The sequence below is a fragment of the Aeromonas sp. s10 genome (genome assembly GCF_040907975.1).
Taxonomy (GTDB): Bacteria; Pseudomonadota; Gammaproteobacteria; order Enterobacterales; family Aeromonadaceae; genus Aeromonas; species Aeromonas caviae.
This window is the reverse complement of record NZ_JBFOCV010000041.1, coordinates 111,925-136,558: the sequence shown is the minus strand read 5'-3', so window position 1 is coordinate 136,558 and position 24,634 is coordinate 111,925. Positions and strand designations below refer to the sequence as shown.

Here is a 24,634-nt window from a genome sequence, read left to right as displayed (position 1 = left end):
CAGATGACTAATGCTGTAACTGCAAGCCCAAGCCGTTGGGCACGCTTCAAAAATTCCGACATCGTCTACTACTTCCTGCGGGACAAGGTAGCCATGTTCAGCTTTGCGGTGTTTGTGGTCTTCGTGCTGGCGGCTCTGCTGGCACCCTGGATCGCACCGCACAACGTCTATGACCAGACCAGCTTCGATCTGATGGATGCGGAGCTGCCCCCCTCCTGGCTGGAAGGGGGCGAGGCCCGCTTCTGGCTCGGGACCGACAACCAGGGACGCGACATCTGGAGCACCATCCTCTATGGCGCCCGCATCTCGCTGACCATTGGTCTGTTCGCGGTGGGGCTGCAGCTGGTGCTCGGTATCGTCATCGGTCTGATGGCCGGTTACTTTGGTGGTCGCATCGACAACCTGCTGATGCGCTTTGCCGATGTGCAGCTGTCGTTCTCCACCATGATGGTGGCGATCATCATCTCCGCCATCTTCCAGGCGACCTTTGGCTCCGAGTTCTACTCGAAGTTCGCCATCCTGATGCTGGTGGTGATCATCGGTATCGCCGAGTGGCCCCAGTATGCCCGGACGGTGCGCGCCTCCGTGCTGGCGGAGAAGAAGAAGGAGTATGTGGAAGCCGCTCAGGTGATGGGGTTCCGCGCCCCGCGCATCATGTTCCGCCACATTCTGCCGAACTGCCTGTCACCCATCTTGGTCATCTCCACCGTGCAGGTGGCGAACGCCATCATGAGCGAGGCGGCCCTCTCCTTCCTGGGTCTGGGGATGCCGGTGGATCAGCCGTCGCTGGGGTCGCTCATCAGCGTGGGCTTCAACTACATCTTCTCCGGCTCCTGGTGGATCACCGCCTTCCCGGGCCTCTGCCTGGTGGTGCTGGTGCTGGTGATCAACCTGCTGGGTGACTGGCTGCGGGATGTGTTCAACCCGAAGATCTACAAGGGCTGATAAACCTCTCCACGAACTGGCTGCGAGGCCGTGATCAAGGTTCATGTGCTGCTCACTTATGTGGAATCAGGAGTGCTCATGTATGTCTCGGTTCCTGAGCGGCTTGTAACCTTGTTGACGGCTTTCTCGCGACAGTGTGTGAGCAGGTTTGGTTTGGCACAGTGAATAACAAAAAAAGGGCGCCATCAGGCGCCCTTTTTATTGCTTGCAATAACCCTTGTCAGGCCTGCAGCCAGCTCTCGATGCGGGTCTGAATGCCCACGCTGTCCAGCCCCAGCAGGGCGTAGATCTCATCCTGGGTGCCCTGCTCGATGAAGCGGTCCGGCAGGCCGAGGTTGAGCACCGGTTTGCACTGCTTGCAGCCCATCAGCAGCTCGTTCACCGCAGAGCCTGCACCGCCCATGATGGCGTTGTCCTCAAGGGTGACGAACTGATCGTGGGAGGCGGCCAGAGAGAGCACCAGCGCCTCGTCCATGGGTTTGACGAAGCGCATGTCCACCAGGGTGGCATCCAGCGCCTCGGCGGCTGTTCTGGCCTGTTGCAGCAGGGTGCCGAACGCCAGGATGGCGGTCCCCTTGCCCTCACGAACGACACGTCCCTTGCCGAGGGGCAGGGCCTGCATCTCGCTCTCGGCCTGGATACCGGTGCCGCTGCCACGAGGGTAGCGCACCGCCGCTGGCCCGTTGCACAGATAGCCGGTGTAGAGCATCTGGCGGCACTCGTTCTCGTCGGACGGGGTCATCACCACCATGTTGGGCACGGTGCGCAGGAAGCTGATGTCGAACGCCCCCTGATGGGTCGGGCCGTCGGCCCCCACCAGACCGGCCCGGTCGATGGCGAACAGCACCGGCAGGTTTTGCAGCGCCACGTCGTGGATAAGCTGGTCATAGGCCCGCTGCAGGAAGCTCGAATAGATGGCGACCACGGGTTTCTGGTCGGCGATGGCGAGACCGGCGGCGAAGGTGACCGCATGTTGCTCGGCGATGGCCACGTCGAAGTAGCGATCCGGATATTGCTGGCTGAATTTCACCAGACCGGAGCCTTCGCGCATGGCGGGGGTGATGCCGACCACGCGCTCGTCCTTGGCGGCGATGTCGCACAGCCACTGACCGAAGATGGCGGAGAAGGTGGGTTTGCCACCGGCGCTCTTGGGCAGGGCACAGTCATCCGGGTTGAATTTGGGGACGGCGTGATAACCGATGGGATCTTTTTCCGCCGGCTCGTAGCCCTTGCCCTTCTTGGTCTTGACGTGCAGCAGCTGGGGACCCTTGAGGTTGCGCATGTTGCGCAGGGTTTCGACCAGGGCGTGGATGTCGTGACCGTCGATGGGGCCGATGTAGTTGAAGCCGAACTCCTCGAACAGGGTGCCCGGTACCACCATGCCCTTGAGGTGCTCCTCGGCCCGCTTGGCGAGCTCCTTGACCGGCGGCAGCCCCGCCAGCACCTTCTTGCCCCCCTCGCGAATGGTGGTGTAGAGCTTGCCGGACATCAGCCTGGCGAGGTGATTGTTCAGGGCTCCCACGTTCTCGGAGATGGACATCTCGTTGTCGTTGAGCACCACCAGCATGTCCTTGTGGACGTCGCCGGCGTGATTCAGGGCCTCGAAGGCCATGCCGGCGGTGATGGCGCCATCACCGATGACCGCGACCACCTTGCGGCCAAGCCCTTCGCTCTCGGCCGCCACCGCCATGCCGAGCGCTGCCCCGATGGAGGTGCTGGAGTGGCCCACGCTGAGCACGTCGTACTCGCTCTCTTCCCGCCAGGGGAAGGGGTGCAGGCCATCTTTCTGGCGAATGGTGTGAATGCGCTCCCGTCGTCCGGTCAGGATCTTGTGGGGATAGGCCTGGTGGCCCACGTCCCACACCAGCCGATCGAAGGGGGTGTTGTAGACATAGTGCAGGGCGACCGTCAGCTCGACAGTGCCAAGGCCGGAGGCGAAGTGGCCGCTGGAGCGGCTCACCGAGCGCAGCAGATACTCGCGCAGCTCGTTGCACACCACGGGCAGCCGCTCGAAGGGGAGGGATCGCAAATCGACCGGCGTGTCCGCGAGGGCCAGGTTGGGGAAATCGCTAATATCAACGCTCATATTGTTACTGTTATCCAGCGTTTAGTGGGTTCGCTCGATGATGTAATCGGCAAACGCTTCCAGAATGTCGGTATTGTAGGGCAAGGATTGCAGGGCTGTTAAGGCCTTGTCATGCAGTTCGCGAGCCAGCTCACGGGCATTGTCGAGTCCGAGCAGGGCCGGATAGGTACTCTTTTCCAGCGCCAGATCCGAGCCTTGCGGCTTGCCCAGGGTGGCGGTATCGCCCGTGATGTCGAGGATGTCGTCCTGCACCTGGAAGGCGAGTCCGATGGCGGCGGCATAGGTTTGCAGGGCGGTGAGGGTGGCGGGTTCCACGTCAGCCTTGCACAGGGCGCCGAGGGTCACGGCGCACTCGATGAGGGCCCCGGTCTTGTGGCGGTGCACCTGCTCCAGCTCGGCGAGGCTGATCCGGCGCCCTTCGGCGTCCAGATCCAGTGCCTGACCGCCGCACATGCCGAGATAGCCGGACGCGCGGGCCAGGGCACTCAGCATCCGCACCCGGTTGGCCATCAATGTATCGGGCATGGGGTGGTCGGCCAGAATGGAAAACGCCAGGGTCTGCAGGGCATCGCCCGCCAGGATGGCTGTGCCTTCATCGAAGGCCTTGTGTACGGTGGGCTGGCCACGACGCAGGTCGTCGTCGTCCATGGCGGGCAAGTCGTCGTGCAGGAGGGAGTATGCGTGAATGCACTCCACGGCGGCGGCGGGGCCATCCAGCAGTTCGCTCTTGACGCCCAGCATCTCGCCAACGGCATAGACCAGGAAGGGGCGCACCCGTTTTCCACCGAGCAGCAGGCCGTATTTCATCGCGTCCCGCAAACGTGGCGCCATGGCGGGCAGGGCGTCAAGCTGTGCCGAGAGGCAATCGTCGATGCGGCGCCGATGCAGGCGGGAGAAATCGTCCAGGGTCACTCACTCCTCTCCTTGTTCTGCTCGAAAGGGGACCGCTTGCTCGCTGCCATCGGCCTGGGTCAGGAGGATCTGGATCTTCTGTTCGGCCTGTTCCAGCTTCTGCTGGCCGGCGCGCACCAGATGGATGCCCTGTTCGAATTGTTTGAGTGCCTCCTCGAGGGGGAGCGAGCCCTGTTCGAGTTGATGCACTATGGTTTCCAGCTCTTCCAGGGTGGCATCAAAACTCAGACGGTCGATTTTTTTACTGGCCATGTCCATCCTCGGGGATTGAAAAAAACGGCTCATCTTAACATCGACCGGCCACAGGGGGGAGGCAGAAAAACGCGGCGTCCTCAAACTATCCTGACCCTGGCCGATAAGAACGGGCATGCAACCACGCATTGCCGATCGGCGATTGCGGTGTACCGGGCTTGCTGCCGGGGACGCAATAGCAGAAAATTCAACGCAATATAATGAGACGGCACGTTCGGCGACAGGAGTAGGGATGTGGATTTAGGGAGTCTGATAGGCTTGGTGCTGGGGTTCGGGGTCGTAGTGTACGGCATGTTGCTGGGCGGCCCCATGAGCATGTATGTGGACATGCCATCGGTCTACATCACCATACTGGGGTCCGTGTTCATCTGCATGATGAAATTCAACCTCGGCCAGTTTCTGATGGCCTTCAAGGTCGCGGGCAAGGCCTTCATGTACAAGGGGGACAAGCTCGACGATCTCATCACCAAGGCGGTGGAACTGGCGGATGCGGCCCGCAAGGGGGGCTTTCTGGCTCTGGAGGCGGCGGAGATCCCCAATACCTTCATGAAGAAGGGCATCGACATGCTGGTGGACGGTCATGATGCCGACGTAGTGCGTGCGGTGATGGAGAAGGACATCGAACTGACGTCCGAGCGTCACGCCACGGCCATCAAGGTGTTCCGCTCCCTGGGGGATCTCGGTCCGGCCATGGGCATGATCGGTACCCTGGTGGGGTTGGTGGCCATGCTGGCCAACATGAGCGACCCCAAATCCATCGGTCCGGCCATGGCGGTGGCCTTGCTGACGACCCTGTATGGCGCCATCGAGGCCAACATGATTGCCATCCCCATCGCGGACAAGCTGGAACTGCGCAGTGGCGAGGAACAGTTGAGTCGCACCCTAATCCTCGACGCCATCATGGGGATCCAGGATGGACAGAACCCGAGGGTGATCCAGGCCATGTTGCAGAACTACCTGAATCAGTCCAAACGCAACAACGGGACCGAATAGGAGCGCACAGATGGCAAAGTGCAAGTGCCCGCCTCCCGGATTGCCCGGTTACATGGGAACCTTCGCGGATCTCATGTCTCTGCTGATGTGCTTCTTCGTGCTCTTGCTCTCCTTTGCCGAGATGGATGTGCAGAAGTTCAAGCAGATCGCCGGTTCCATGGAGAAGGCGTTCGGGGTACAGAACATCCTGGAGGTCAAGGATATTCCCAAGGGAACCTCCGTCATCGCCCAGGAGTTTCGTCCTGGTCGCCCCGAGCCGACGCCTATTGACACCATCATGCAGCAGACCATCGACATGACCCAGACCGAGCTGGATTTCCAGCCTGGGGATGCGGACAAGGCGGGTGGACATGACAAGACCGAAGGTCAGCAGAGCGGCGGCGATACCGCCCAGGAAGCCCAGAAGGCGCAGGAACAGTCCAACACCCTGGCCAAGGCACTGGCGGAGCAGATGCAGGCCCAGATCCAGGATGGGGCCATCGAGATAGAGGCGCTGGGTCAGCAGATCATCATTCGCATTCGCGAGAAAGCGGCGTTCCCGGCGGGATCCGCCTTCCTGCAACCCCAGTTCTGGCCGGTGATCCGCAAGGTGGCTGCGCTGCTCAAGGATGTGCCGGGGGAGATCACCGTCTCCGGCCACACCGACAATGTGGCCACCGAGGACGAGTTGTTCCAGTCCAACTGGGAGCTTTCATCCCAGCGGGCGGTAGCGGTTGCCCACCAGATGATCAAGGTGCCCGGTTTTGACGGCAATCGTCTGGTGGTGCAAGGGATGGCGGATTCTCAGCCGCTGGTGCCCAACAACAGCCCGGAGAATCGGCGCATGAACCGACGTGTCGAGATCGCCATCATGCAGGGCAAACCGACGGTATCGGCTCCGCTTGGCGTCTCGGAATCCAAGTAACGCTGGCCCAAAGCGGGATCCCGCTCGCAGGGGCTGACATGGATTTTGTGGCGGCTTCATATTAAGATGCCCCATCCGAACCGATAGCTGCGGCTCTCTTTTGATTGCCGCAGCTTCTCTTTATAAAGCAACCCAGGTTTCGACTATGAATCATACTCCGATGACTGTTCGCGGCGCTGAAAAGCTGCGTCAAGAGCTCGATTATCTCAAGACCGAGCTGCGTCCCCAGATTATCGAAGCGATTGCTGATGCCCGTGAACATGGCGATCTGAAAGAAAATGCCGAATACCATGCCGCCCGCGAGCAGCAGGGTTTCTGTGAAGGCCGCATTCAGGAAATCGAAGGCAAGCTCTCCAATGCCCAGATTATCGATGTCACCAAGATTGCCAACAATGGACGCGTTATCTTCGGCGCAACCGTGACCCTGCTCAAAAGTGAAACGGAAGAGGAAGTGGTCTACCGCATCGTGGGAGACGACGAGGCGGACATCAAGCAGAACATGATTTCTGTGAACTCCCCCATTGCCCGTGCCCTGATCGGCAAGGAAGTGGATGACGTTGCCATCGTCAAGACGCCGGGTGGCGATGTGGAGTACGAGATCCTGGAAGTTGCCTATCTCTGATTGAACGTCGGGGAAAGAGACAGGGGAGCCGGGCTCCCCTGTTGTCTTTAGTCACCCTGATAGGCCTGGACGAAGGCGTCCTGGTGGCGCTGGAAGAGCCAGTCCCGCAATTGTTCCTGATCCTCCTTGCCCAGCCGGAACTGGACGGCCCAGTCATGGTGATGTTGATTGGCATCCACGTGCCTGATGAGGGTGCCTGTCATGGCCAGGGGAGGGAGACCCTCGATGCGAAGGTATCCGCCAAGTGGATCTCCCTTGGCAGAGGAGTCCGGCAAGCCGGCCACGATGAGACCGCCAAGGGAGAGGCTGTATACCTCGTACTCCGCGTCTTCGGTGCAGAGCACGGCCGTTTCGTCGAGTCGCCAGGCGCGCAGATGGGGCGAACCCAGCTCGGTAATGGTCGGTGCGGCGATGCGCAGCTCGGCGTGGCCCTCCTCTGCCTGGGTGCAGTGGAGCGGGAAACGCAATTGGTAGCCGGCAATGCGGGCTTCGAGTGTCAGAGGCTTGGCTCGCTGCAACAGGCTTTGGAGAGGAAGGGGCAGGGTGCCGCGCAGGTATTGGCTGGTGGCAATGTCTTCATCGTTTCCCAGGTCCCGCAGCATGGCCAGTTCTTCATCGGTGAGGAGCTGATGCTTGTCCATAGTGGGTGTCCACGGCTATTCATCGCAGGTTAAGGGCCTGGCAACTATTTTGGCAAGCGACTTGGGAAGAAGGGAAATGAAGGAAAGAGCGAATGCTCTTTCCTGTTACTTGCGCGGCAACTGGATCTTGGGCTCTTTGGCCTGACGGTAGATGGTCAGTACATGGCCCATACTCTGTACCTTGATGGCGCCGGTCTCGCGAACGATGGCATCCATCACCAGCTGTTTCATCTCACGATCTTCAGACGCAACCTTAACCTTGATCAGCTCGTGGTGGTTCAGCGCCAGATCGATCTCGGCCAGCACCCCTTCGGTCAGACCGTGTTGTCCCAGCAGGACGACCGGCTTCAGACTGTGGGCCAGGCCCTTGAGGTACTGTTTCTGTTTATTGTTGAGAATCATGGCAATTTCTTCATAAGTCAGGGTTGAAAGGGGCGTATTCTACCCCCACTTAGCCCTTAATACTAATAACCCTTGTGGTTTTTTAAAGTCGACAATCATGACCCAGAAAAAACGTTCCCCCAGTTCAACCCGCTGGTTAAAAGAACATTTCGACGACCAATACGTCAAGAAAGCCCAGAAGTTGGGACTGCGCTCTCGCGCCGTTTTCAAGATCGACGAGATCCAGGGCAAAGACCGGCTGCTCAAGCCGGGGATGACGGTAGTGGACCTGGGGGCTGCTCCCGGTGGCTGGTCCCAATTTGCTATCGACCAGGTCGGTGACAAGGGGCGCGTCATTGCGTGTGATATTTTGCCGATGGATTCCATTGCCGGTGTCGATTTCCTGCAAGGGGACTTTCGGGAGGAAACTGTACTCGGCACCTTGCTGGAGCGAGTCGGCCCCGACAAGGTGGATGTCGTCATGTCCGACATGGCGCCCAACATGAGCGGTACCCAGCAGGTGGATCAAGCACGTGCCATGTACCTGGTGGAACTGGCGCTGGACATGTGCAATCAGGTCCTGAGCAGTAATGGCAGTTTTGTAGTCAAGGTGTTCCAGGGGGAAGGGTTTGATGCCTATCTCAATGAAATACGTAGACTTTTCTCTGTCGTCAAGATTCGAAAACCAGACTCGTCCCGTGCCCGTTCACGAGAAGTCTACATTGTGGCTACCGGTTTTAAACTGTAGTACCCTAACCCTCATCGTTAACTGTCAGTCTGCGAGGTCATTGATTTGAGTGACATGGCGAAAAACCTAATCCTGTGGCTGGTCATCGCCGTCGTGCTGATGTCGGTGTTCAATAGCTTCAGCCCCAGCGATACTACCAGTCGCCAGCTGGACTATTCCAGCTTCGTGAAAGAAGTGACCCAGGAGCAGATCCGTGAAGTGCGGATGGATGGCAAGGTCATCAATGGCGTCAAGCGCACCGGTGAACGTTTCACCACCATCATTCCTGCGCCGGATCCCCAACTGCTCAACGACATGCTCAACCATAACGTCAAGGTGATGGGTGAGAAGCCGGAAGAACCATCTCTGATCACGTCCATCTTCATCTCCTGGTTCCCGATGCTGTTGCTGATCGGTGTCTGGGTCTTCTTCATGCGTCAGATGCAGGGCGGCGGCGGCAAGGGTGCCATGTCGTTCGGCAAGAGCAAGGCTCGCCTGATGAGCGAAGATCAGATCAAGACTACCTTCGCCGACGTAGCCGGTTGTGACGAGGCAAAGGAAGAGGTCAAGGAGCTGGTCGACTATCTGCGTGACCCGACCAAATTCCAGAAGCTGGGTGGCAAGATCCCGACCGGCGTCCTGTTGGTAGGTCCTCCCGGTACTGGTAAGACCCTGCTGGCCAAAGCCATTGCAGGCGAGGCCAAGGTGCCGTTCTTCACCATTTCAGGTTCGGATTTCGTGGAAATGTTCGTGGGTGTCGGTGCCTCCCGGGTGCGTGACATGTTCGAACAGGCCAAGAAATCCTCCCCCTGCATCATCTTCATTGATGAGATCGATGCGGTCGGTCGCCAGCGTGGCGCCGGTCTGGGTGGTGGTCACGACGAACGTGAGCAGACCCTGAACCAGATGCTGGTTGAAATGGATGGTTTTGAAGGCAATGAAGGCATCATCGTCATCGCCGCCACTAACCGTCCCGACGTACTGGATCCTGCTCTGCTGCGTCCAGGTCGTTTCGACCGCCAGGTCGTGGTCGGCTTGCCGGATGTTCGCGGTCGTGAGCAGATCCTGAAAGTGCACATGCGCAAGGTACCGCTGGCGGATGACGTCAATCCGGCGCTGATTGCCCGTGGTACCCCTGGTTTCTCCGGTGCCGATCTGGCCAACCTGGTGAACGAGGCTGCCCTCTTCTCTGCTCGCGAGAGCCGCCGAGTGGTCTCCATGCTGGAGTTCGAAAAGGCGAAGGACAAGATCATGATGGGGGCGGAACGTCGCTCCATGGTGATGAAAGAGTCCGAGAAGGAGATGACGGCCTATCACGAAGCGGGTCACGCCATCATTGGTCGCGTGGTGCCGGATCATGACCCTGTCTACAAGGTCTCCATCATTCCGCGCGGCCGTGCGCTGGGTGTGACCATGTACTTGCCGGAGCAGGACCGCTGGAGCCACTCCAAGCAGCATCTGGAGTCCATGATCTCCAGCCTGTATGGCGGTCGTCTGGCGGAAGAGTTGATCTACGGTGCCGAGAAGGTATCGACCGGTGCATCCAACGACATCGAACGTGCCACCGACATCGCTCGCAAGATGGTCACCCAGTGGGGCATGTCCGAGCGTCTCGGCCCCATGCTTTACGCAGAAGAGGATGGTGAAGTCTTCCTCGGCCGCAGCATGGCCAAGGCCAAGCACATGTCTGACGATACCGCCCGCATCATCGATGCAGAGGTCAAGCAGGTCATCGATCGCAACTACGATCGTGCCAAGCAGATCCTGCTGGACAACATGGATGTGCTGCACACCATGAAAGATGCATTGATGAAGTACGAGACCATCGATGCCAAGCAGATCGATGATCTGATGGCGCGTCGCGAGGTCCGTGCTCCCAGCAACTGGCATGATGAGCATGGTGACACCCCGCAAGGTGGTGCCAGTGTGAACAACGGGCCGGAGGCCACGGCGCCGGCTGAAGAGGGCAGTGCACCTCTGAGTGACATCGACAAGGCGAACGATGTCCCGGCCAAATAAGTTGTCATGATACAAACCCCGGGCTTGCCCGGGGTTTTTCTTTGCACGAAGAGTTTGCCGCTCTTGTTGGAGGTAGTTGAAGCAATGCAGTTAATCAGCAAGGGACGTCCCCTTTCTCTCGACCGTCCCCATGTCATGGGCATTCTCAATGTGACGCCGGACTCCTTTTCAGATGGTGGCCGCTTCAAGCAGATCGATCTGGCGTTGGGTCATGCCCGCGACATGGTGGCCGATGGGGCCACCCTTATCGATATAGGTGGCGAGTCGACCCGCCCGGGCGCCCCCGACGTGAGCGAGCAGGAGGAGCTGGACAGGGTCATCCCCGTGGTGGAGCGCATGGTCGCCGAGCTGGATGTGATGATCTCCCTCGATACCTCCAAGGCGATTGTCATGCGGGAGGGTTGTGCTGCAGGTGGTCACCTCATCAATGATGTCCGCGCCCTGCAAGAGCCGGGAGCGCTGGGCGCGGCGGTCGAGGCTGGCGTACCGGTATGCCTCATGCACATGCAGGGGCAGCCCCGTACCATGCAGGTGGAGCCGCACTATGACGATTTGCTGGGGGAGGTGAGAGCCTTCTTTGACGAGCGGATTGCCGCTTGTCTGGGGGCCGGTATCCCGCGTGAGCATCTGGTACTGGATCCAGGCTATGGCTTTGGCAAGACGCTGGCGCACAACTATCAGCTGCTGGCACAGCAGGCGTCACTGCTCGATTACCAACTTCCGCTCTTGGTGGGCATGTCACGAAAGTCTATGATAGGCAACCTGCTTGACCGCCCGGTAGCCGAGCGGTTGGCTGGTAGTCTGGCCTGTGCCCTGATCGGGTTGCAACATGGCGCCAGGATCATCCGGGTGCACGACGTGCGGGCCACCATGGATGTCTTGCGTACAGGCTGGATGACCATGACGGGACAAGATTTCATATCCAAATAGAAAAACGAGAAACAGACAATGACCAGAAAGTACTTCGGCACCGACGGCGTGCGCGGCAAGGTGGGTGAATACCCGATCACCCCGGATTTCGTCATGAAACTGGGCTGGGCCGCCGGCAAGGTGCTCTCCAAGAAAGGGACCAAGAAGGTGCTGATCGGCAAGGATACCCGTATCTCCGGTTATATGCTGGAGTCGGCACTGGAGGCGGGGCTCTCCGCCGCCGGTCTCAAAGCCATACTGATGGGACCCATGCCCACCCCGGCGGTTGCCTACCTGACTCGCACCTTCCGTGCCGAAGCCGGCATCGTCATCAGTGCATCCCACAACCCCTATTACGACAACGGCATCAAGTTCTTCTCCGCCGACGGCACCAAGCTGCCCGATGATGTCGAGCTGGCCATCGAAGCCGAGCTCGACAACGAACTCAAGTGCGTGGAGTCCGCGGAGCTTGGCAAGGCGCAGCGCATCGATGATGCGGCTGGTCGCTACATAGAATTCTGCAAGAGCACCTTCCCCTCCAATCTGAGCCTGGAAGGGCTGAAAATGGTGGTGGATTGCGGTCATGGTGCCACCTACCACATCGCCCCTTCCGTCTTCCGCGAGCTGGGTGCCGAAGTCATCGCCATCGGCTGCAGCCCGGATGGGCTCAACATCAATGACGGCGTCGGTTCCACCGCACCGGAGGCGCTGGCCGCCAAGGTCCAGGAATGCAAGGCAGATCTCGGCGTCGCCTTCGACGGTGATGGCGACCGTCTGGTGATGGTGGACAGCACTGGTTACATCATCGACGGGGATGAGATCCTCTACATCATCGCCCGGGATGCCCTGCGCCATGGCCGCCTCAAGGGTGGTGTGGTGGGCACCCTGATGGCTAACATGGGGTTGGAGCTGGCACTTCAGACCCTGGGCATCCCCTTTGCCCGTGCCAAGGTGGGTGACCGCTACGTGCTTGAGATGATGAACGAGAAGGGCTGGCGCATCGGGGGCGAAAACTCCGGTCACATCATCTGCCTGGATCAGACCACCACGGGGGATGGTATCGTCGCCGCTCTGCAGGTGCTGACGGCCATGCGCAGTGCCGAGATGCCGCTGGCCAAATTGCGTTCGGGCATGAGCAAGTTCCCGCAAGTGCTGGTCAATGTGCGCTTCGCCGAAGGCAAGGATCCGCTGACCTCCAGTGCCGTTCAGCAGGAAGTGGCGGCAGTGGAGCAGGAACTGGCCGGCCGTGGCCGGGTGCTGCTGCGCAAATCCGGCACCGAGCCCCTGATTCGGGTCATGGTCGAAGGTGAACACGAACAGCAGGTGCGCGATATGGCAGAGCGCATCGCCAAACAGGTCGAATCGGCGTTTTAATGAACAACCAAGGCGGCTTTTTAGTCGCCTTGGTTGTATCTTGTTCAAACGATTCGAAAATTTGAAAATAGCACTTGTCAGCTGAGCATCCTCTGGATATTATCAGCCCCGCTTTCGCAAGGGAGTTGCCGATGGGACATCGCAAGCTGTTTGTAGCAGCCAACTGGAAGTTACACGGTAGTAGGTCGCAGTTAGAGCAGTTTACGAGTCAGTGCACAGAGCGCATTGATGAAGACGTAGATGTGGTCTTGTGTCCATCCCATGTGCATCTCGGTTTCACAGCCGAACTGCTCGGTGAGCAGGGAAGAGTGAAGCTGGGGGCTCAGAACGTGAGCCAGCACAGACAGGGCGCTTATACGGGTGAAATCTCGTGTGAGATGCTGGTCGAGGCAGGTTGCCGATATGTACTTGTTGGCCACTCCGAGCGCAGGCGTCTCTTTGGTGAGACCAGTTTTATCGTCGCAGAGAAGTTTGCGGCAGTCAGAGCAGCAGGTCTGATACCCATACTTTGTCTGGGTGAGTCAGGTGCGGCGAGGCAGGCAAGAAGAACCTTTGAGGTGATTGCCGAGGAACTGGACATCGTCATAGAGAAAAATGGCGCGATGGCTTTCGATAATGCTATCATCGCCTACGAGCCAATCTGGGCTGTAGGTACAGGTAAATGCGCCACACCCGAGCAGGCACAAGAGGTTCATTCCTTTATCCGCGGTCGCTTGGCGGAGGATACTCCGGTAATAGGTGAGAAAGTCAGAATCATCTATGGTGGGAGCGTGACACCGGCCAATGCACAAGATTTGTTTGCGCAGCCCGATATTGATGGCGGTCTGATAGGCAGGGCAAGTCTTGATGGCGAGGCGTTTTTAGGAATAGTTGAAGCGGCAAAGGGTGCAAGTTAAATGTACGAGATTCTTTTGGTCGTTTATCTGCTGGTATCGCTGGCTCTGATTGGTCTGGTGATGATTCAGCAAGGTAAAGGGGCTGATATGGGCGCCTCCTTCGGCGCAGGGGCATCGAATACTGTATTCGGCTCCGGTGGTTCAGGCAGCTTCCTGACCCGCACAACAGCGATTTTGGCTACTCTGTTTTTCTTGATTAGTCTGGTTCTGGGTTCCATGTCCAGCAACAAGGTCAAACAGGGTAGTGAATGGGAAAATTTGCAACAGACTCAACAAGTTGAGCAGAGCAAAGCGCCAGTGAAGAAAGATACTGACGTTCCCGAGTAAGAGTTTTGCCGTGGTGGTGGAATTGGTAGACACGCTATCTTGAGGGGGTAGTGCTCTAGGGTGTGCGGGTTCGAGTCCCGCCCACGGCACCAATTAAGCAGTGAACCCGGGTAACCGGGATGTTATAGCCGCAGAGTCTTGTCTCACGAGAGTGAAGTGGCTATAATCTCGCACGATTTCGGACGCGGGGTGGAGCAGCATGGTAGCTCGTCGGGCTCATAACCCGAAGGTCGTCGGTTCAAATCCGGCCCCCGCAACCAAATTTCACGCATTTCCTACGCTCAGGAAGGCGGTCGCTGCGAGGCGACAATCAGGGTAAAGCGCCAAGCCCCGATTTGACATCGGGGCTTTTTGTTATGTGCAATTTACTCTGAATCTATTTCTATCTGGGCTATATGCCCTTTTTTCGTTTTTCGGAGGGTGACTTTGGCTACGTTGGAACAACGTTTGACCGATCTGCTCGAGGCTCCGGTCGTTGCCTTGGGTTTTGAACTGTGGGGTATCGAGTTTATCCGTGCGGGTAAGCACTCGACCTTGCGCGTTTTCATCGACTCGGAGCAAGGCGTGACGGTGGAAGACTGTGCCGAGGTGAGCCGCCAGGTCGGCGCCATCATGGATGTCGAAGATCCCATCACCGAGGAGTACTACCTTGAGGTGTCTTCCCCGGGTCTGGATCGTCCACTGTTCAAGGTCGCCCAGTTCGAAAAATACGTTGGCCAGGAGGCGGCGGTAACGCTTCGGATGGCAACAAACAACCGCCGCAAGTTCAAAGGCGTAATCAAAGCCGTGCAGGGGGACATGATCACTCTGACGGTAGATGGTAAGGACGAGGTGTTGGCTTTCACCAATATCCAAAAAGCGAACATAGTGCCGAACTTTGGTTAACGAGGCTATCGGATATGAATAAAGAGATTTTGCTGGTCGTTGACGCTGTGTCCAACGAGAAGGCTGTCCCCCGCGAGAAGATTTTCCAGGCTCTGGAGACTGCGCTGGCGACTGCGACCAAGAAAAAATACGAAGGCGAGATTGAAGTGCGTGTCGAGATCGATCGCAAGACCGGTGACTATGACACCTATCGTCGTTGGGTCGTGGTGGCCGATCAGGCTTCCATGGAGAACCCGTACGGGGAAATCACTCTCGAAGCCGCTCAGATCGAGCAGCCGGATATCCAGATCGGCGACTATGTTGAAGACCAGATTGACTCTGTGACCTTCGACCGTATCACCACCCAGACCGCCAAGCAGGTCATCGTGCAGAAAGTGCGCGAGGCAGAGCGTTCCCAAGTCGTTGACCAGTTCAAGGACAAGGAAGGCACCATCATCAGCGGCGTGGTCAAGAAGAGCAATCGTGACAACGTGATCCTGGATCTGGGCAGCAATGCCGAAGCCGTGATCTTCCGTGACGACATGCTGCCCCGTGAGACCTTCCGTCCCGGCGACCGTATCCGTGGCCTGCTGTATGCCGTGCGTCCGGAAGCCCGTGGTTCCCAGCTGTTCGTCAGCCGCTCCAGCCCGGACTTCCTGAAAGAGCTGTTCCGCATCGAAGTGCCGGAAATCGGCGAAGAGATGATTGAAATCATGGGCGCCGCCCGTGATCCGGGTTCCCGCGCCAAGATCGCGGTGAAGACCAACGATCGTCGTATTGACCCGATCGGTGCCTGTATCGGCATGCGTGGTGCCCGCGTTCAGGCCGTCTCCGCCGAGCTGAGCGGTGAGCGTGCCGACATCGTGCTGTACGATGACAACCCGGCCCAATACGTGATCAACGCCATGGCGCCAGCCGATGTGGCCTCCATCATCGTCGATGAAGACAACCACACCATGGACATCGCCGTGGAAGCAGCCAACCTGGCCCAGGCCATCGGCCGCAACGGTCAGAACGTGCGTCTGGCCTCCCAGCTGACCGGTTGGGAACTGAACGTGATGACCGTCGAGGACATGCGTGCCAAGCACCAGGCCGAGAACGACCGCATCCTGACGCTGTTCACCAGCACCCTCGATATCGACGACGATTTCGCTGGCCTGCTGATGGAAGAGGGCTTCTCCACCCTGGAAGAGATCGCCTTCGTCCCGGTCAACGAGCTGCTGGCCATCGACGGTCTGGATGAAGACATGGTCGAAGAGCTGCGCAAGCGTGCCAAGGATGCCCTGACCACCAAGGCCCTGGCCAAAGAAGAATCCTTTGAAGGCGTCGAGCCTTCCGAAGAACTGCTCAATCTCTCCGGCCTCGGCCGTGAAATGGCCTATGCCCTGGCCGCTCGCGGCGTCGGCACCCTGGAAGATTTGGCAGAGCAAGGTATCGATGACCTTGCCGACATCGAAGAGTTGACCGCCGAGAAGGCAGGTGAGCTCATTATGGCTGCTCGCAATATCTGTTGGTTCGGAGAAGAGCAGTCTGAATAAGGTCAAACGGAGGAAAATGAATGGCAGAAGTATCAGTTAAGCAACTTGCCACTGACATCGACACGCCGGTTGATCGTCTTCTCCAGCAGTTTGTCGATGCCGGCATCGTGAAGAGCAAGGCCGACGACATGGTCAGCGAGTCTGAGAAACAGACTCTGCTGGCACATCTGAAGAAACAGCATGGAGGTGACGAGGTCACCGCACCTGCTCGCATGACCTTGCAGCGCAAGACCAAGAGCACTCTGAGTGTTCAGGGGACTGGTGGCAAGAACAAGGAAGTGCAGGTAGAAGTGCGCAAGTCTCGCACCTATGTAAGACGCTCGGCGCTGGAAGATGAACAGCGCCAGGCGGAAGCCGAGGAAACAGCGCGTTTGGAAGCAGAAGAAAAAGCTCGTCGCGAGGCCGAAGAGAAGGCCCGCCTCGACGCTGAAGAGAAGGCTCGCCGTGAGGCTGAGCAGGCTCGTCGTGAAGCTGAGGAAAAGGCGCGGATCGAGGCACAACAGAAGGCTCGACAGGCTCAACAGCCCGCCAAAGCAGCCGGTAGCACAGCTCAGCAAGAGGCAGAAAAGATGGCCAAGCGCGAAGCAGAAGAACTGAAGCGCCAACAGGAACAGACAGCTTTGCAAAAAGCTGAAGAACTCGCCGCGAAGAAAGCCGAAGAGGCTCGCATCATGGCGGAACAGAATGCGGCCCGCTGGGCTGAAGAAGAAGCGGCTCGCGCCAAAGAGAGCAGCGATTACCATCTGACCACCAACAAGCACGCGCAAGCGGCCGAAGATGAGTTGGATCGTAAGGAAGAGACCAGCCGTCGCACGGCTGCCGCTGCCAAGGCGCCGAAGAAAGTCGGCCGTCGCGAAGACGACCGCAATGACCGCAACTCCCGCGATCCCCGTGCCCGCAAAGGCAAGCGTGGCAAGATGGCCATGCCGAACGCCATGAAACACGGCTTCAACAAGCCGGCTGCCGTGGTCAACCGTGACGTCGTCATCGGCGAGACCATCACAGTGGCGGAGCTCGCCAACAAGATGGCCGTCAAGGGCGTTGAAGTCATCAAGGTGATGATGAAGATGGGTGCCATGGCCACCATCAACCAGGTGATCGACCAGGAGACCGCTCAGCTGGTCGCCGAGGAGATGGGTCACAAGGTAGTGCTGCGCCGTGAGAACGAGCTGGAAGAGGCGGTACTTAGCGATCGTGACGAGACCTCCGAAGCCAAGCCGCGTGCGCCGGTCGTGACCATCATGGGTCACGTCGACCACGGCAAGACCTCGCTGCTGGACTATATCCGTAAAGCCAAGGTCGCCGCGGGCGAAGCCGGTGGCATTACCCAGCACATCGGTGCGTACCACGTACAGACCGACAGCGGGATGATCACCTTCCTGGATACCCCGGGTCACGCAGCGTTTACCTCCATGCGTGCTCGTGGTGCCAAGGCGACCGACATCGTTGTGCTGGTTGTTGCAGCTGACGACGGCGTGATGCCGCAAACCATCGAAGCTATCCAGCACGCCAAGGCGGCCGGTGTGCCGCTGGTTGTTGCGGTGAACAAGATCGACAAGCCTGAAGCGGATCCGGATCGCGTCAAGACCGAGCTGGCCCGTTACAACGTCATGTCCGAAGACTGGGGTGGTGATTGCCAGTTCGTGCACGTCTCCGCCAAGTCTGGCGAAGGCATCGACGACCTGCTGGAAGCCATCCTGATCCAGGCCGAAGTCCTGGAGCTGAAAGCGGTGGTTGACGGCATGGCCAACGGCGTCGTGATCGAATCCTTCCTGGATAAAGGTCGTGGTCCGGTTGCCACCGTGCTGGTACAGGAAGGTACTCTGCGTCAGGGCGACATCGTGCTGTGTGGTCTTGAGTACGGCCGGGTGCGCGCCATGCGTGACGAACTGGGTCGCGAGATCAAGGAAGCAGGTCCCTCTCTGCCAGTGGAAATTCTGGGTCTGTCCGGCGTTCCCTCTGCCGGTGACGAAGCCACGGTCGTGCGTGACGAGAAGAAAGCCCGTGAAGTGGCGCTCTACCGTCAGGGCAAGTTCCGCGAAGTCAAGCTGGCTCGCCAGCAGAAGGCCAAGCTGGAAAACATGTTTGCCAACATGACCGAGGGCGAAGTGTCCGAAGTGAACGTGGTGATCAAGGCCGACGTACAAGGCTCTGTGGAAGCGATCTGCGATGCGCTGGTCAAACTCTCCACCGACGAAGTGAAGGTGAAGATCGTGGGTTCCGGCGTAGGTGGCATCACCGAAACCGACGCGACCCTGGCCGCGGCTTCCAGCGCCATCCTGGTGGGCTTCAACGTCCGTGCCGACGCTTCTGCGCGCAAGGTCATCGAATCCGAGAGCCTGGATCTGCGTTACTACTCCGTCATCTATGACCTGATCGACGAAGTGAAGCAGGCCATGAGCGGCAAGCTGGCTCCTGAGTATCGTCAGGAGATCATCGGTCTGGCTGAAGTGCGTAGCGTCTTCAAGTCGCCGAAGTTCGGCGCCGTTGCCGGCTGTATGGTCACCGAAGGTGTGGTCAAGCGTTCCAACCGCATTCGCGTTCTGCGTGACAACGTGGTTATCTATGAAGGCGAGCTGGAATCCCTGCGCCGCTTCAAGGATGACGTCAACGAAGTTCGCAACGGCTACGAGTGTGGTATCGCGGTCAAGAACTACAACGACGTGCGCGAAGGCGACCAGATCGAGGTGTACGAGACTGTTGAAATTCAACGGACTCTGTAAGCCGAGCGTTAGACAAAATAGGGGGCCGCGGCCCCCTTTTATCGCAGGATAGAATATGGCCAGAGAATTCAGCCGGACCCGTCGGGTCGGGCAGCAGATCCAGCGTGAAATCGCGCTGATCCTGCAGCGCGAGGTGAAAGACCCGCGCATCGGCATGGTGACCGTCTCCGACGTGGAGGTCTCCAAGGACCTCAACTATGCCAAGGTTTATGTCACCTTCTTGCAACTGGAGAATGACGCCGAGCGCATCAAGGAAGGGCTCAAGGGCCTGACCGAGGCTGCCGGTTACATCCGCAGCCTGCTGGGCAGCGCCATGCGTCTGCGGGTGGTGCCCGAGCTGCGTTTCTACTACGACCAGACCCTGGTCGAGGGGATGCGCCTCTCCAACCTGGTGACCAACACTGTGCGTGAAGACAAGCGTCGCATGACTGAAGCCGGTCGTGACGAAGAGCAATCCGCACCGGATGACACGACTGAGGATAACGCCTGAGATGTCTCGTAGACGTCGTTTCAAAGGCCGTGACGTACACGGCATCCTGCTGCTGGACAAACCGACCGGCCTGACTTCCAACGATGTGTTGCAGAAGGTCAAGCGGATCTACAACGCCGCCAAGGCTGGCCATACCGGCGCCCTGGACCCCCTGGCCACCGGCATGTTGCCGATCTGCCTCGGGGAGGCCACCAAGTTCTCCCAGTATCTGCTGGAAGCGGACAAGCGCTATGAGGTGACCGCCAAGCTGGGCGAGCGCACCAATACCAGCGACTCCGACGGCGAGGTGGTCTCCACCCGCCCGGTGAACGTGGCCGTGGGTACCCTGATCGAGGCGCTGGATCAGTTCCGCGGTCCCATCATGCAGGTGCCGTCCATGTATTCCGCCCTCAAGCACAACGGCCGCCCGCTCTACGAATATGCCCGTGAAGGGATCGAGATCGAGCGGGAAGCCCGTCCCATCACCATCTTCGAACTCAAGCTGCTCGGCTTCGAGGGGGACGAGGTGAAGCTGGAAGTGCATTGCAGCAAGGGTACCTATATCCGTTCCCTGGTGGACGATCTGGGGGAAGTGCTGGGCTGTGGCGCTCACGTCACCCAGCTGCGTCGCACCCAGGTGGCGAGCTACCCCTACGAGCGGATGCTGACCCTGGAGCAGCTCGAGTGTATCTTCGAGCAGGCCAAGGCCGAAAGCATTCCGCCACGGGAGCAGTTGGATCCCCTGTTGCTGCCGATGGACACCGCCGTGGCCTCTCTGCCCGAGGTGAACATGCTGGTCGCCGTGGCCGCCTATGTGAACCAGGGTCAGGCCGTGCAGGTGGCAGGTAGCCCCCAAAGTGGCCAGGTCCGCATGACGGTTGGCCCGGAGCGCGAATTCATCGGGGTTGGCGAGATCGATGACGAGGGGCGCGTGGCGCCCAAGCGTCTGGTTCGCTACCACGACGAGGAGTGATCCTCAGGCGGTATCGGTCTGTCACGCGTCTTTCCCGTTGCGAAAAGGGGCGGGGACGATTATGATACCGCCCTCATTTCACGGCTGAATTAGAGATTGGCTGTGAACCTTTAAACACTCTACTGGAGTAATACCATGTCTCTAAATGCTGAGATCAAAGCTCAAATCGTTGCCGACAACGCTCGTGGCGCCAACGACACCGGTTCCCCCGAAGTGCAAGTTGCCCTGCTGACTGCCCAGATCAACCATCTGCAAGGTCACTTCAAGGAGCACGCCAAGGATCACCACGGTCGTCGCGGTCTGCTGCGCATGGTTTCCCAGCGTCGTAAGCTGCTGGACTACCTGAAGCGTAAAGACGTTCAGCGTTACGCTGCTCTGATCGCCAAGCTGGGTCTGCGTCGTTAATCGACCATCAGATTTCGCAAAAAAGGGGAACCGCGAGGTTCCCCTTTTTTATTGCCCGTTTCAAACAGGATGCAGGCCGTTGCCTGCCTCACAGAATTGACGTCCGCGCTTACCTTTTGATGCGAATCAAGTATACTTGCACGCGAATTTAAAGCGCCAAATTGTTAAAAGGAAATTCACGTGAATCCTATTGTAAAGTCATTCCAGTACGGTCAACACACCGTCACACTGGAAACCGGTGTGATGGCCCGTCAAGCCACTGCGGCCGTCATGGTCAGCATGGACGATACCTGTGTCTTCGTGACTGTCGTTGGCAAGAAAGAGGCCGATCACGGCCGTGATTTCTTCCCGCTGACCGTCAACTATCAGGAGCGTACCTATGCTGCTGGTCGTATCCCGGGTGGTTTCTTCCGTCGTGAAGGCCGTCCGAGCGAGGGTGAGACCCTCATCTCCCGTCTGATCGACCGTCCCATCCGTCCGCTGTTCCCGGAAGGCTTCCTCAATGAGGTTCAGGTGGTTGCCACCGTCATGTCCGTGAACCCGGCCGTTTCTCCCGACATCGTTGCCATGATCGGTGCCTCCGCGGCCCTGGCCATCTCCGGCATCCCGTTCGGCGGCCCGATCGGTGCAGCCCGCGTGGGTTACATGAACGGCCAGTACGTGCTGAACCCGACCACCACCGAACTGCCCCAGAGCGATCTGGATCTGGTGGTTGCCGGTACTGCCAATGCGGTGCTGATGGTGGAATCCGAAGCGGCCATCCTCTCCGAAGAGGTGATGCTGGGCGCCGTGGTCTACGGTCACGAGCAGATGCAGACCGTGATCAGCGCCATCAACGAATTCGCTGCCGACGTCGGTACCAAGCCCTGGGACTGGACCCCGCCTGCCGTCAACGAAGCGCTGAAAGCCAAAGTTGCCGAACTGGCCACCGCTGAGCTGGGTGAAGCCTACCGCATCACCGAGAAGGCTGTTCGCTACGAAACCATCGCAGCCATCAAGGGCCGCGTGGTCGAGCAAGTCATCGCATCCGGCGTGGAAGAAGATGCCAAGAAGATCGGCGAAGAGTTCCACAGCCTGGAGAGCCGCATCGTCCGTGGTCGCGTCGTACGTGGTGAGCCGCGTATCGACGGTCGCGATCCGGAAATGATCCGCGCCCTCTCCGTCGGTACCGGCATCCTGCCCCGTGCCCACGGTTCTGCCCTGTTCACCCGTGGTGAAACCCAGGCCATCGTGGTGGCCACGCTGGGTACCGAGCGTGACGCCCAGAACATCGACGAGCTGACCGGCAACCGCGCCGATCGCTTCATGCTGCACTACAACTTCCCGCCCTACTGCGTCGGCGAGACCGGCATGATGGGCAGCCCGAAGCGTCGTGAAATCGGTCACGGCCGTCTGGCCAAGCGCGGCGTTGCTGCCGTGATGCCGAGCGCCGCCGAGTTCCCGTACGTGGTGCGCGTGGTCTCTGAAATCACCGAATCCAACGGTTCCTCCTCCATGGCGTCTGTCTGTGGTTCCTCCCTGGCGCTGATGGATGCCGGTGTGCCGATCAAGGCCTCCGTTGCCGGTATCGCCATGGGTCTGGTGAAGGAAGAAGAAGGTTTCGTCGTGCTGTCCGACATCCTGGGTGACGAAGATCACCTGGGCGACATGGACTTCAAGGTAGCCGGTACCAGCGAAGGTGTGACCGCGCTGCAGATGGACATCAAGATCGAGGGCATCACCAAAGAGATCATGGAGATTGCGCTGAAGCAAGCTCGTGGCGCTCGTCTGCACATCCTGAAGGTGATGGACGAAGCTATCCAGGCTCCCCGTGCCCAGATCTCCGATTTCGCACCGCGCATCCACACCATCAAGATCAATCCTGAGAAGATCAAGGACGTGATCGGCAAGGGTGGTTCCGTGATCCGTGCCCTGACCGAAGAGACCGGCACCAACATCGAGCTGGATGATGACGGTACCGTTCGCATCTCCGCCGTGGCCAACGAAGCCGCCATGGAAGCGATCCGCCGCATCGAGGCCATCACCGCCGAGATCGAAGTGAACCGCATCTACGAAGGCAAGGTCGTGCGCCTGGCTGACTTCGGCGCCTTCGTCAACATCCTGCCGGGTAAAGACGGTCTGGTGCACATCTCCCAGATCACCGATGCCCGCGTGCAGAACGTGGCCGACTTCCTGAAAATCGGCGACGTGGTGAAGGTGAAGGTACTGGAAGTGGACCGTCAGGGCCGTGTGCGTCTCTCCATCAAGGAAGCGAACGCACCGACCGAAGCGGCTGCTGCTCCTGCTGCCGTTGCCGTCGAAGAGCCGGCTGCCGAATAAGGCTGCCGTATGTGAAAGAGCCGACCCTTGGGTCGGCTTTTTTGTGCCTGTCGCCCGGCATGGCGCAGATTGTCTCCTTGTTCCTTTTGGCGCCCCTTGATATAAGGGACGACCCCGCTTCGTTGGCAAAAGGAATTGCAGCATGTCATGGGCCTACCTCAGGCAGTTTCCTTCCCTGGTCTGGATCGTCATCCTGGGCACTTTCATGGTGCGTACCACCTTCTTCATGGTCTGGCCCTTTCTCTCCATCCTGCTCTACCGTGACTACGGACTTTCGGCGACCCTGATAGGCCTGATCCTGGGGGCCACGGCGGCGCTTTCCACTCTCGTCAGCTTCTATGGCGGCTGGCTCTCGGACAAATGGGGGCGGCGCAACATCCTGCTGTTCGGCTGCCTGGTTTCCGCCGCCAGCGTGGCCCTGCTCGGCCTCTCCCACCAGGTGGGCTGGCTGGCACTCGGGGTGATCGGCAGCGGACTCTCCTACGGGCTCATCGACTCACCGGGCAAGGCACTGATGGCCGACAATCTGGCCGAGCCCAAAGCCCGTGAGCTGGCGCTGCACCTGCGTTATTTCCTGCTCAACCTGGGGGCGGCCATCGGTCCTCTGCTCGGCGTCACCTATGGCCTGAGCGCGCGTCAGGAGACCTTCCTGTTGCTCAGTGCCAGCTATCTGCTGCTTGGCATCGTCTTTGTCATCGGGTTCAGGCTGGCGGGTTGCCACACCAGCCAGGCGGCCGGGCCCGGCATGCGCGCCGTGCTGCGGGTGCTCTGGCAGGACAGGGGGTTTCTGCTGCTGATCATGGCCAATCTGCTGCTGATGCTGGTCTATGCCCAGTTCGAGTCGCCCCTCATCCAGTATCTGACCCGCGCGGGGACGCCGGAGGTGGAGCGGCTCATCGGCTGGCTGGTGACGACCAACGCGCTGACCATAGTGATGCTGCAGTTCCCCCTGCTGCACCTGACTGCCCGCTGGTCCACGCGGCGCAAGCTGCAACTCGGGGTGGCGCTCTTTCTCGGCGCCCAGTTGCAGTTTGCGCTGGGGGATACCGCCATCTGGTGGCACTGGATAGTGGCGGTGATCCTCTTGAGCGTCGGGGAGTGCATCCTCTTCCCCTTGCTCAATGTGCTGATCGATCAGATGGCGCCTGGTCATTTGAAGGGGAGCTATTTCGGGGCGGCCTCCATCTCCGGACTCGGGGTGGCCATGGGGGCCTTGCTGGGAGGCTGGGTGCTGGCCCACTGGGGCGGGAGCTGGCTTTACGCCCTGATGGCGCTGCTCTGCCTGGTGATCCTGATGCTCTATGGTCTGAGTACCCGGACCTCGCGCACTGCGCTGGTCCGGGCCGGGCCCTGAC

23 protein-coding genes and 2 tRNA genes are annotated in these 24,634 nt (G+C 59.3%); 20 read left to right on the top strand and 5 right to left on the bottom strand.

Annotated features, from left to right (window positions below; all coding sequences use genetic code 11):
• Positions 1 to 3: 3 nt before the first annotated feature.
• On the top strand, positions 4 to 945 hold the full coding sequence (locus AB5Y59_RS15280) for an ABC transporter permease (protein ID WP_029314771.1): 942 nt from the start codon (positions 4 to 6) through the stop codon (positions 943 to 945).
• A 220-nt stretch (positions 946 to 1,165) separates the two neighbouring features.
• Here AB5Y59_RS15280 and dxs read toward each other — a convergent pair whose 3' ends face one another.
• Genes dxs through xseB form a run of 3 tightly spaced genes read right to left on the bottom strand, consistent with a single transcriptional unit; the run spans position 1,166 to position 4,195 of the window.
• On the bottom strand, positions 1,166 to 3,031 hold the full coding sequence (gene dxs, locus AB5Y59_RS15275) for a 1-deoxy-D-xylulose-5-phosphate synthase (protein ID WP_183148836.1): 1,866 nt from the start codon (positions 3,029 to 3,031) through the stop codon (positions 1,166 to 1,168).
• Between the two features lie 21 nt (positions 3,032 to 3,052).
• Positions 3,053 to 3,943, bottom strand: a complete 891-nt coding sequence (ispA, locus tag AB5Y59_RS15270; RefSeq protein WP_041215676.1) for a (2E,6E)-farnesyl diphosphate synthase — start codon at positions 3,941 to 3,943, stop codon at positions 3,053 to 3,055.
• A complete protein-coding gene (gene xseB, locus AB5Y59_RS15265; protein ID WP_010675381.1) occupies positions 3,944 to 4,195 on the bottom strand; it encodes an exodeoxyribonuclease VII small subunit in 252 nt (83 codons plus the stop codon). It lies immediately after the preceding gene.
• A 234-nt stretch (positions 4,196 to 4,429) separates the two neighbouring features.
• On the opposite strand from xseB, the gene pomA reads away from it, so the two are divergent.
• The 3 genes from pomA (at position 4,430) to greA (ending at position 6,714) form a co-directional block, all read left to right on the top strand.
• Positions 4,430 to 5,188: a flagellar motor protein PomA gene (gene pomA / locus AB5Y59_RS15260; protein WP_029314770.1), complete on the top strand. Its 759-nt coding sequence runs from the start codon at positions 4,430 to 4,432 to the stop codon at positions 5,186 to 5,188.
• Positions 5,189 to 5,198: 10 nt separating this feature from the next.
• Positions 5,199 to 6,092, top strand: coding sequence for a flagellar motor protein MotB (locus tag AB5Y59_RS15255; protein ID WP_042878323.1), 894 nt, complete (start codon positions 5,199 to 5,201; stop codon positions 6,090 to 6,092).
• A 145-nt stretch (positions 6,093 to 6,237) separates the two neighbouring features.
• Positions 6,238 to 6,714: a transcription elongation factor GreA gene (gene greA / locus AB5Y59_RS15250; RefSeq protein WP_010675378.1), complete on the top strand. Its 477-nt coding sequence runs from the start codon at positions 6,238 to 6,240 to the stop codon at positions 6,712 to 6,714.
• 47 nt (positions 6,715 to 6,761) lie between these two features.
• Here greA and AB5Y59_RS15245 read toward each other — a convergent pair whose 3' ends face one another.
• Together AB5Y59_RS15245 and yhbY are read right to left on the bottom strand one after the other, a co-directional pair.
• Positions 6,762 to 7,355 (bottom strand): PilZ domain-containing protein, encoded by a 594-nt coding sequence (locus AB5Y59_RS15245; RefSeq protein WP_139738036.1) that lies wholly within the window; start codon positions 7,353 to 7,355, stop codon positions 6,762 to 6,764.
• A 105-nt stretch (positions 7,356 to 7,460) separates the two neighbouring features.
• Positions 7,461 to 7,757, bottom strand: a complete 297-nt coding sequence (gene yhbY / locus AB5Y59_RS15240; RefSeq protein ID WP_010675376.1) for a ribosome assembly RNA-binding protein YhbY — start codon at positions 7,755 to 7,757, stop codon at positions 7,461 to 7,463.
• Between the two features lie 97 nt (positions 7,758 to 7,854).
• On the opposite strand from yhbY, the gene rlmE reads away from it, so the two are divergent.
• From rlmE to AB5Y59_RS15160, 16 genes are all read left to right on the top strand, one after another.
• On the top strand, positions 7,855 to 8,484 hold the full coding sequence (gene rlmE, locus AB5Y59_RS15235) for a 23S rRNA (uridine(2552)-2'-O)-methyltransferase RlmE (protein ID WP_048207067.1): 630 nt from the start codon (positions 7,855 to 7,857) through the stop codon (positions 8,482 to 8,484).
• A 45-nt stretch (positions 8,485 to 8,529) separates the two neighbouring features.
• Positions 8,530 to 10,482 (top strand): ATP-dependent zinc metalloprotease FtsH, encoded by a 1,953-nt coding sequence (ftsH, locus tag AB5Y59_RS15230; RefSeq protein ID WP_010675374.1) that lies wholly within the window; start codon positions 8,530 to 8,532, stop codon positions 10,480 to 10,482.
• A gap of 84 nt (positions 10,483 to 10,566) precedes the next feature.
• A complete protein-coding gene (folP, locus tag AB5Y59_RS15225; RefSeq protein WP_368212272.1) occupies positions 10,567 to 11,412 on the top strand; it encodes a dihydropteroate synthase in 846 nt (281 codons plus the stop codon).
• Between the two features lie 18 nt (positions 11,413 to 11,430).
• Positions 11,431 to 12,765 carry a phosphoglucosamine mutase gene (gene glmM, locus AB5Y59_RS15220; protein WP_039040289.1) on the top strand — a complete coding sequence of 445 codons (1,335 nt, stop codon included), beginning with the start codon at positions 11,431 to 11,433 and terminating at the stop codon, positions 12,763 to 12,765.
• Positions 12,766 to 12,896: 131 nt separating this feature from the next.
• Positions 12,897 to 13,661: a triose-phosphate isomerase gene (tpiA, locus tag AB5Y59_RS15215; protein ID WP_368212270.1), complete on the top strand. Its 765-nt coding sequence runs from the start codon at positions 12,897 to 12,899 to the stop codon at positions 13,659 to 13,661.
• Positions 13,662 to 13,988: a preprotein translocase subunit SecG gene (gene secG, locus AB5Y59_RS15210; protein ID WP_010633113.1), complete on the top strand. Its 327-nt coding sequence runs from the start codon at positions 13,662 to 13,664 to the stop codon at positions 13,986 to 13,988.
• 7 nt (positions 13,989 to 13,995) lie between these two features.
• Positions 13,996 to 14,080: transfer RNA gene (locus AB5Y59_RS15205), tRNA-Leu, on the top strand.
• Positions 14,081 to 14,171: 91 nt separating this feature from the next.
• Positions 14,172 to 14,248 (top strand) — tRNA-Met (locus AB5Y59_RS15200).
• Between the two features lie 166 nt (positions 14,249 to 14,414).
• Positions 14,415 to 14,873, top strand: coding sequence for a ribosome maturation factor RimP (rimP, locus tag AB5Y59_RS15195; protein WP_010675370.1), 459 nt, complete (start codon positions 14,415 to 14,417; stop codon positions 14,871 to 14,873).
• A 14-nt stretch (positions 14,874 to 14,887) separates the two neighbouring features.
• Positions 14,888 to 16,390 (top strand): transcription termination factor NusA, encoded by a 1,503-nt coding sequence (nusA, locus tag AB5Y59_RS15190; protein WP_039040286.1) that lies wholly within the window; start codon positions 14,888 to 14,890, stop codon positions 16,388 to 16,390.
• Between the two features lie 20 nt (positions 16,391 to 16,410).
• Positions 16,411 to 19,113, top strand: a complete 2,703-nt coding sequence (gene infB / locus AB5Y59_RS15185; RefSeq protein ID WP_043153231.1) for a translation initiation factor IF-2 — start codon at positions 16,411 to 16,413, stop codon at positions 19,111 to 19,113.
• 55 nt (positions 19,114 to 19,168) lie between these two features.
• Positions 19,169 to 19,603: a 30S ribosome-binding factor RbfA gene (gene rbfA, locus AB5Y59_RS15180; RefSeq protein ID WP_010675366.1), complete on the top strand. Its 435-nt coding sequence runs from the start codon at positions 19,169 to 19,171 to the stop codon at positions 19,601 to 19,603.
• Between the two features lies 1 nt (position 19,604).
• Positions 19,605 to 20,555 carry a tRNA pseudouridine(55) synthase TruB gene (gene truB / locus AB5Y59_RS15175; protein WP_010675365.1) on the top strand — a complete coding sequence of 317 codons (951 nt, stop codon included), beginning with the start codon at positions 19,605 to 19,607 and terminating at the stop codon, positions 20,553 to 20,555.
• Between the two features lie 135 nt (positions 20,556 to 20,690).
• Positions 20,691 to 20,960, top strand: coding sequence for a 30S ribosomal protein S15 (rpsO, locus tag AB5Y59_RS15170; RefSeq protein ID WP_010675364.1), 270 nt, complete (start codon positions 20,691 to 20,693; stop codon positions 20,958 to 20,960).
• Positions 20,961 to 21,140: 180 nt separating this feature from the next.
• Positions 21,141 to 23,279: a polyribonucleotide nucleotidyltransferase gene (gene pnp / locus AB5Y59_RS15165; protein ID WP_103243615.1), complete on the top strand. Its 2,139-nt coding sequence runs from the start codon at positions 21,141 to 21,143 to the stop codon at positions 23,277 to 23,279.
• 142 nt (positions 23,280 to 23,421) lie between these two features.
• The gene (locus tag AB5Y59_RS15160; protein WP_045525802.1) at positions 23,422 to 24,633 is read left to right on the top strand and encodes an MFS transporter; all 1,212 of its coding nucleotides are present in this window, start codon (positions 23,422 to 23,424) and stop codon (positions 24,631 to 24,633) included.
• Position 24,634: the final 1 nt, after the last annotated feature.

What these genes read in the sequence shown, in the direction of transcription:
- infB (WP_043153231.1), top strand. Translation starts at nt 16,411, where the DNA reads ATGGCAGAAGTATCAGTTAAGCAACTTGCCACTGACATCGACACGCCG.
- AB5Y59_RS15280 (WP_029314771.1), top strand. Translation starts at nt 4, where the DNA reads ATGACTAATGCTGTAACTGCAAGCCCAAGCCGTTGGGCACGCTTCAAA.
- AB5Y59_RS15160 (WP_045525802.1), top strand. Translation starts at nt 23,422, where the DNA reads ATGTCATGGGCCTACCTCAGGCAGTTTCCTTCCCTGGTCTGGATCGTC.
- secG (WP_010633113.1), top strand. Translation starts at nt 13,662, where the DNA reads ATGTACGAGATTCTTTTGGTCGTTTATCTGCTGGTATCGCTGGCTCTG.
- AB5Y59_RS15245 (WP_139738036.1), bottom strand. Translation starts at nt 7,355, where the DNA reads ATGGACAAGCATCAGCTCCTCACCGATGAAGAACTGGCCATGCTGCGG.
- xseB (WP_010675381.1), bottom strand. Translation starts at nt 4,195, where the DNA reads ATGGCCAGTAAAAAAATCGACCGTCTGAGTTTTGATGCCACCCTGGAA.
- AB5Y59_RS15255 (WP_042878323.1), top strand. Translation starts at nt 5,199, where the DNA reads ATGGCAAAGTGCAAGTGCCCGCCTCCCGGATTGCCCGGTTACATGGGA.
- folP (WP_368212272.1), top strand. Translation starts at nt 10,567, where the DNA reads ATGCAGTTAATCAGCAAGGGACGTCCCCTTTCTCTCGACCGTCCCCAT.
- dxs (WP_183148836.1), bottom strand. Translation starts at nt 3,031, where the DNA reads ATGAGCGTTGATATTAGCGATTTCCCCAACCTGGCCCTCGCGGACACG.
- rlmE (WP_048207067.1), top strand. Translation starts at nt 7,855, where the DNA reads ATGACCCAGAAAAAACGTTCCCCCAGTTCAACCCGCTGGTTAAAAGAA.
- tpiA (WP_368212270.1), top strand. Translation starts at nt 12,897, where the DNA reads ATGGGACATCGCAAGCTGTTTGTAGCAGCCAACTGGAAGTTACACGGT.
- truB (WP_010675365.1), top strand. Translation starts at nt 19,605, where the DNA reads ATGTCTCGTAGACGTCGTTTCAAAGGCCGTGACGTACACGGCATCCTG.
- rpsO (WP_010675364.1), top strand. Translation starts at nt 20,691, where the DNA reads ATGTCTCTAAATGCTGAGATCAAAGCTCAAATCGTTGCCGACAACGCT.
- nusA (WP_039040286.1), top strand. Translation starts at nt 14,888, where the DNA reads ATGAATAAAGAGATTTTGCTGGTCGTTGACGCTGTGTCCAACGAGAAG.
- greA (WP_010675378.1), top strand. Translation starts at nt 6,238, where the DNA reads ATGAATCATACTCCGATGACTGTTCGCGGCGCTGAAAAGCTGCGTCAA.
- glmM (WP_039040289.1), top strand. Translation starts at nt 11,431, where the DNA reads ATGACCAGAAAGTACTTCGGCACCGACGGCGTGCGCGGCAAGGTGGGT.
- rbfA (WP_010675366.1), top strand. Translation starts at nt 19,169, where the DNA reads ATGGCCAGAGAATTCAGCCGGACCCGTCGGGTCGGGCAGCAGATCCAG.
- yhbY (WP_010675376.1), bottom strand. Translation starts at nt 7,757, where the DNA reads ATGATTCTCAACAATAAACAGAAACAGTACCTCAAGGGCCTGGCCCAC.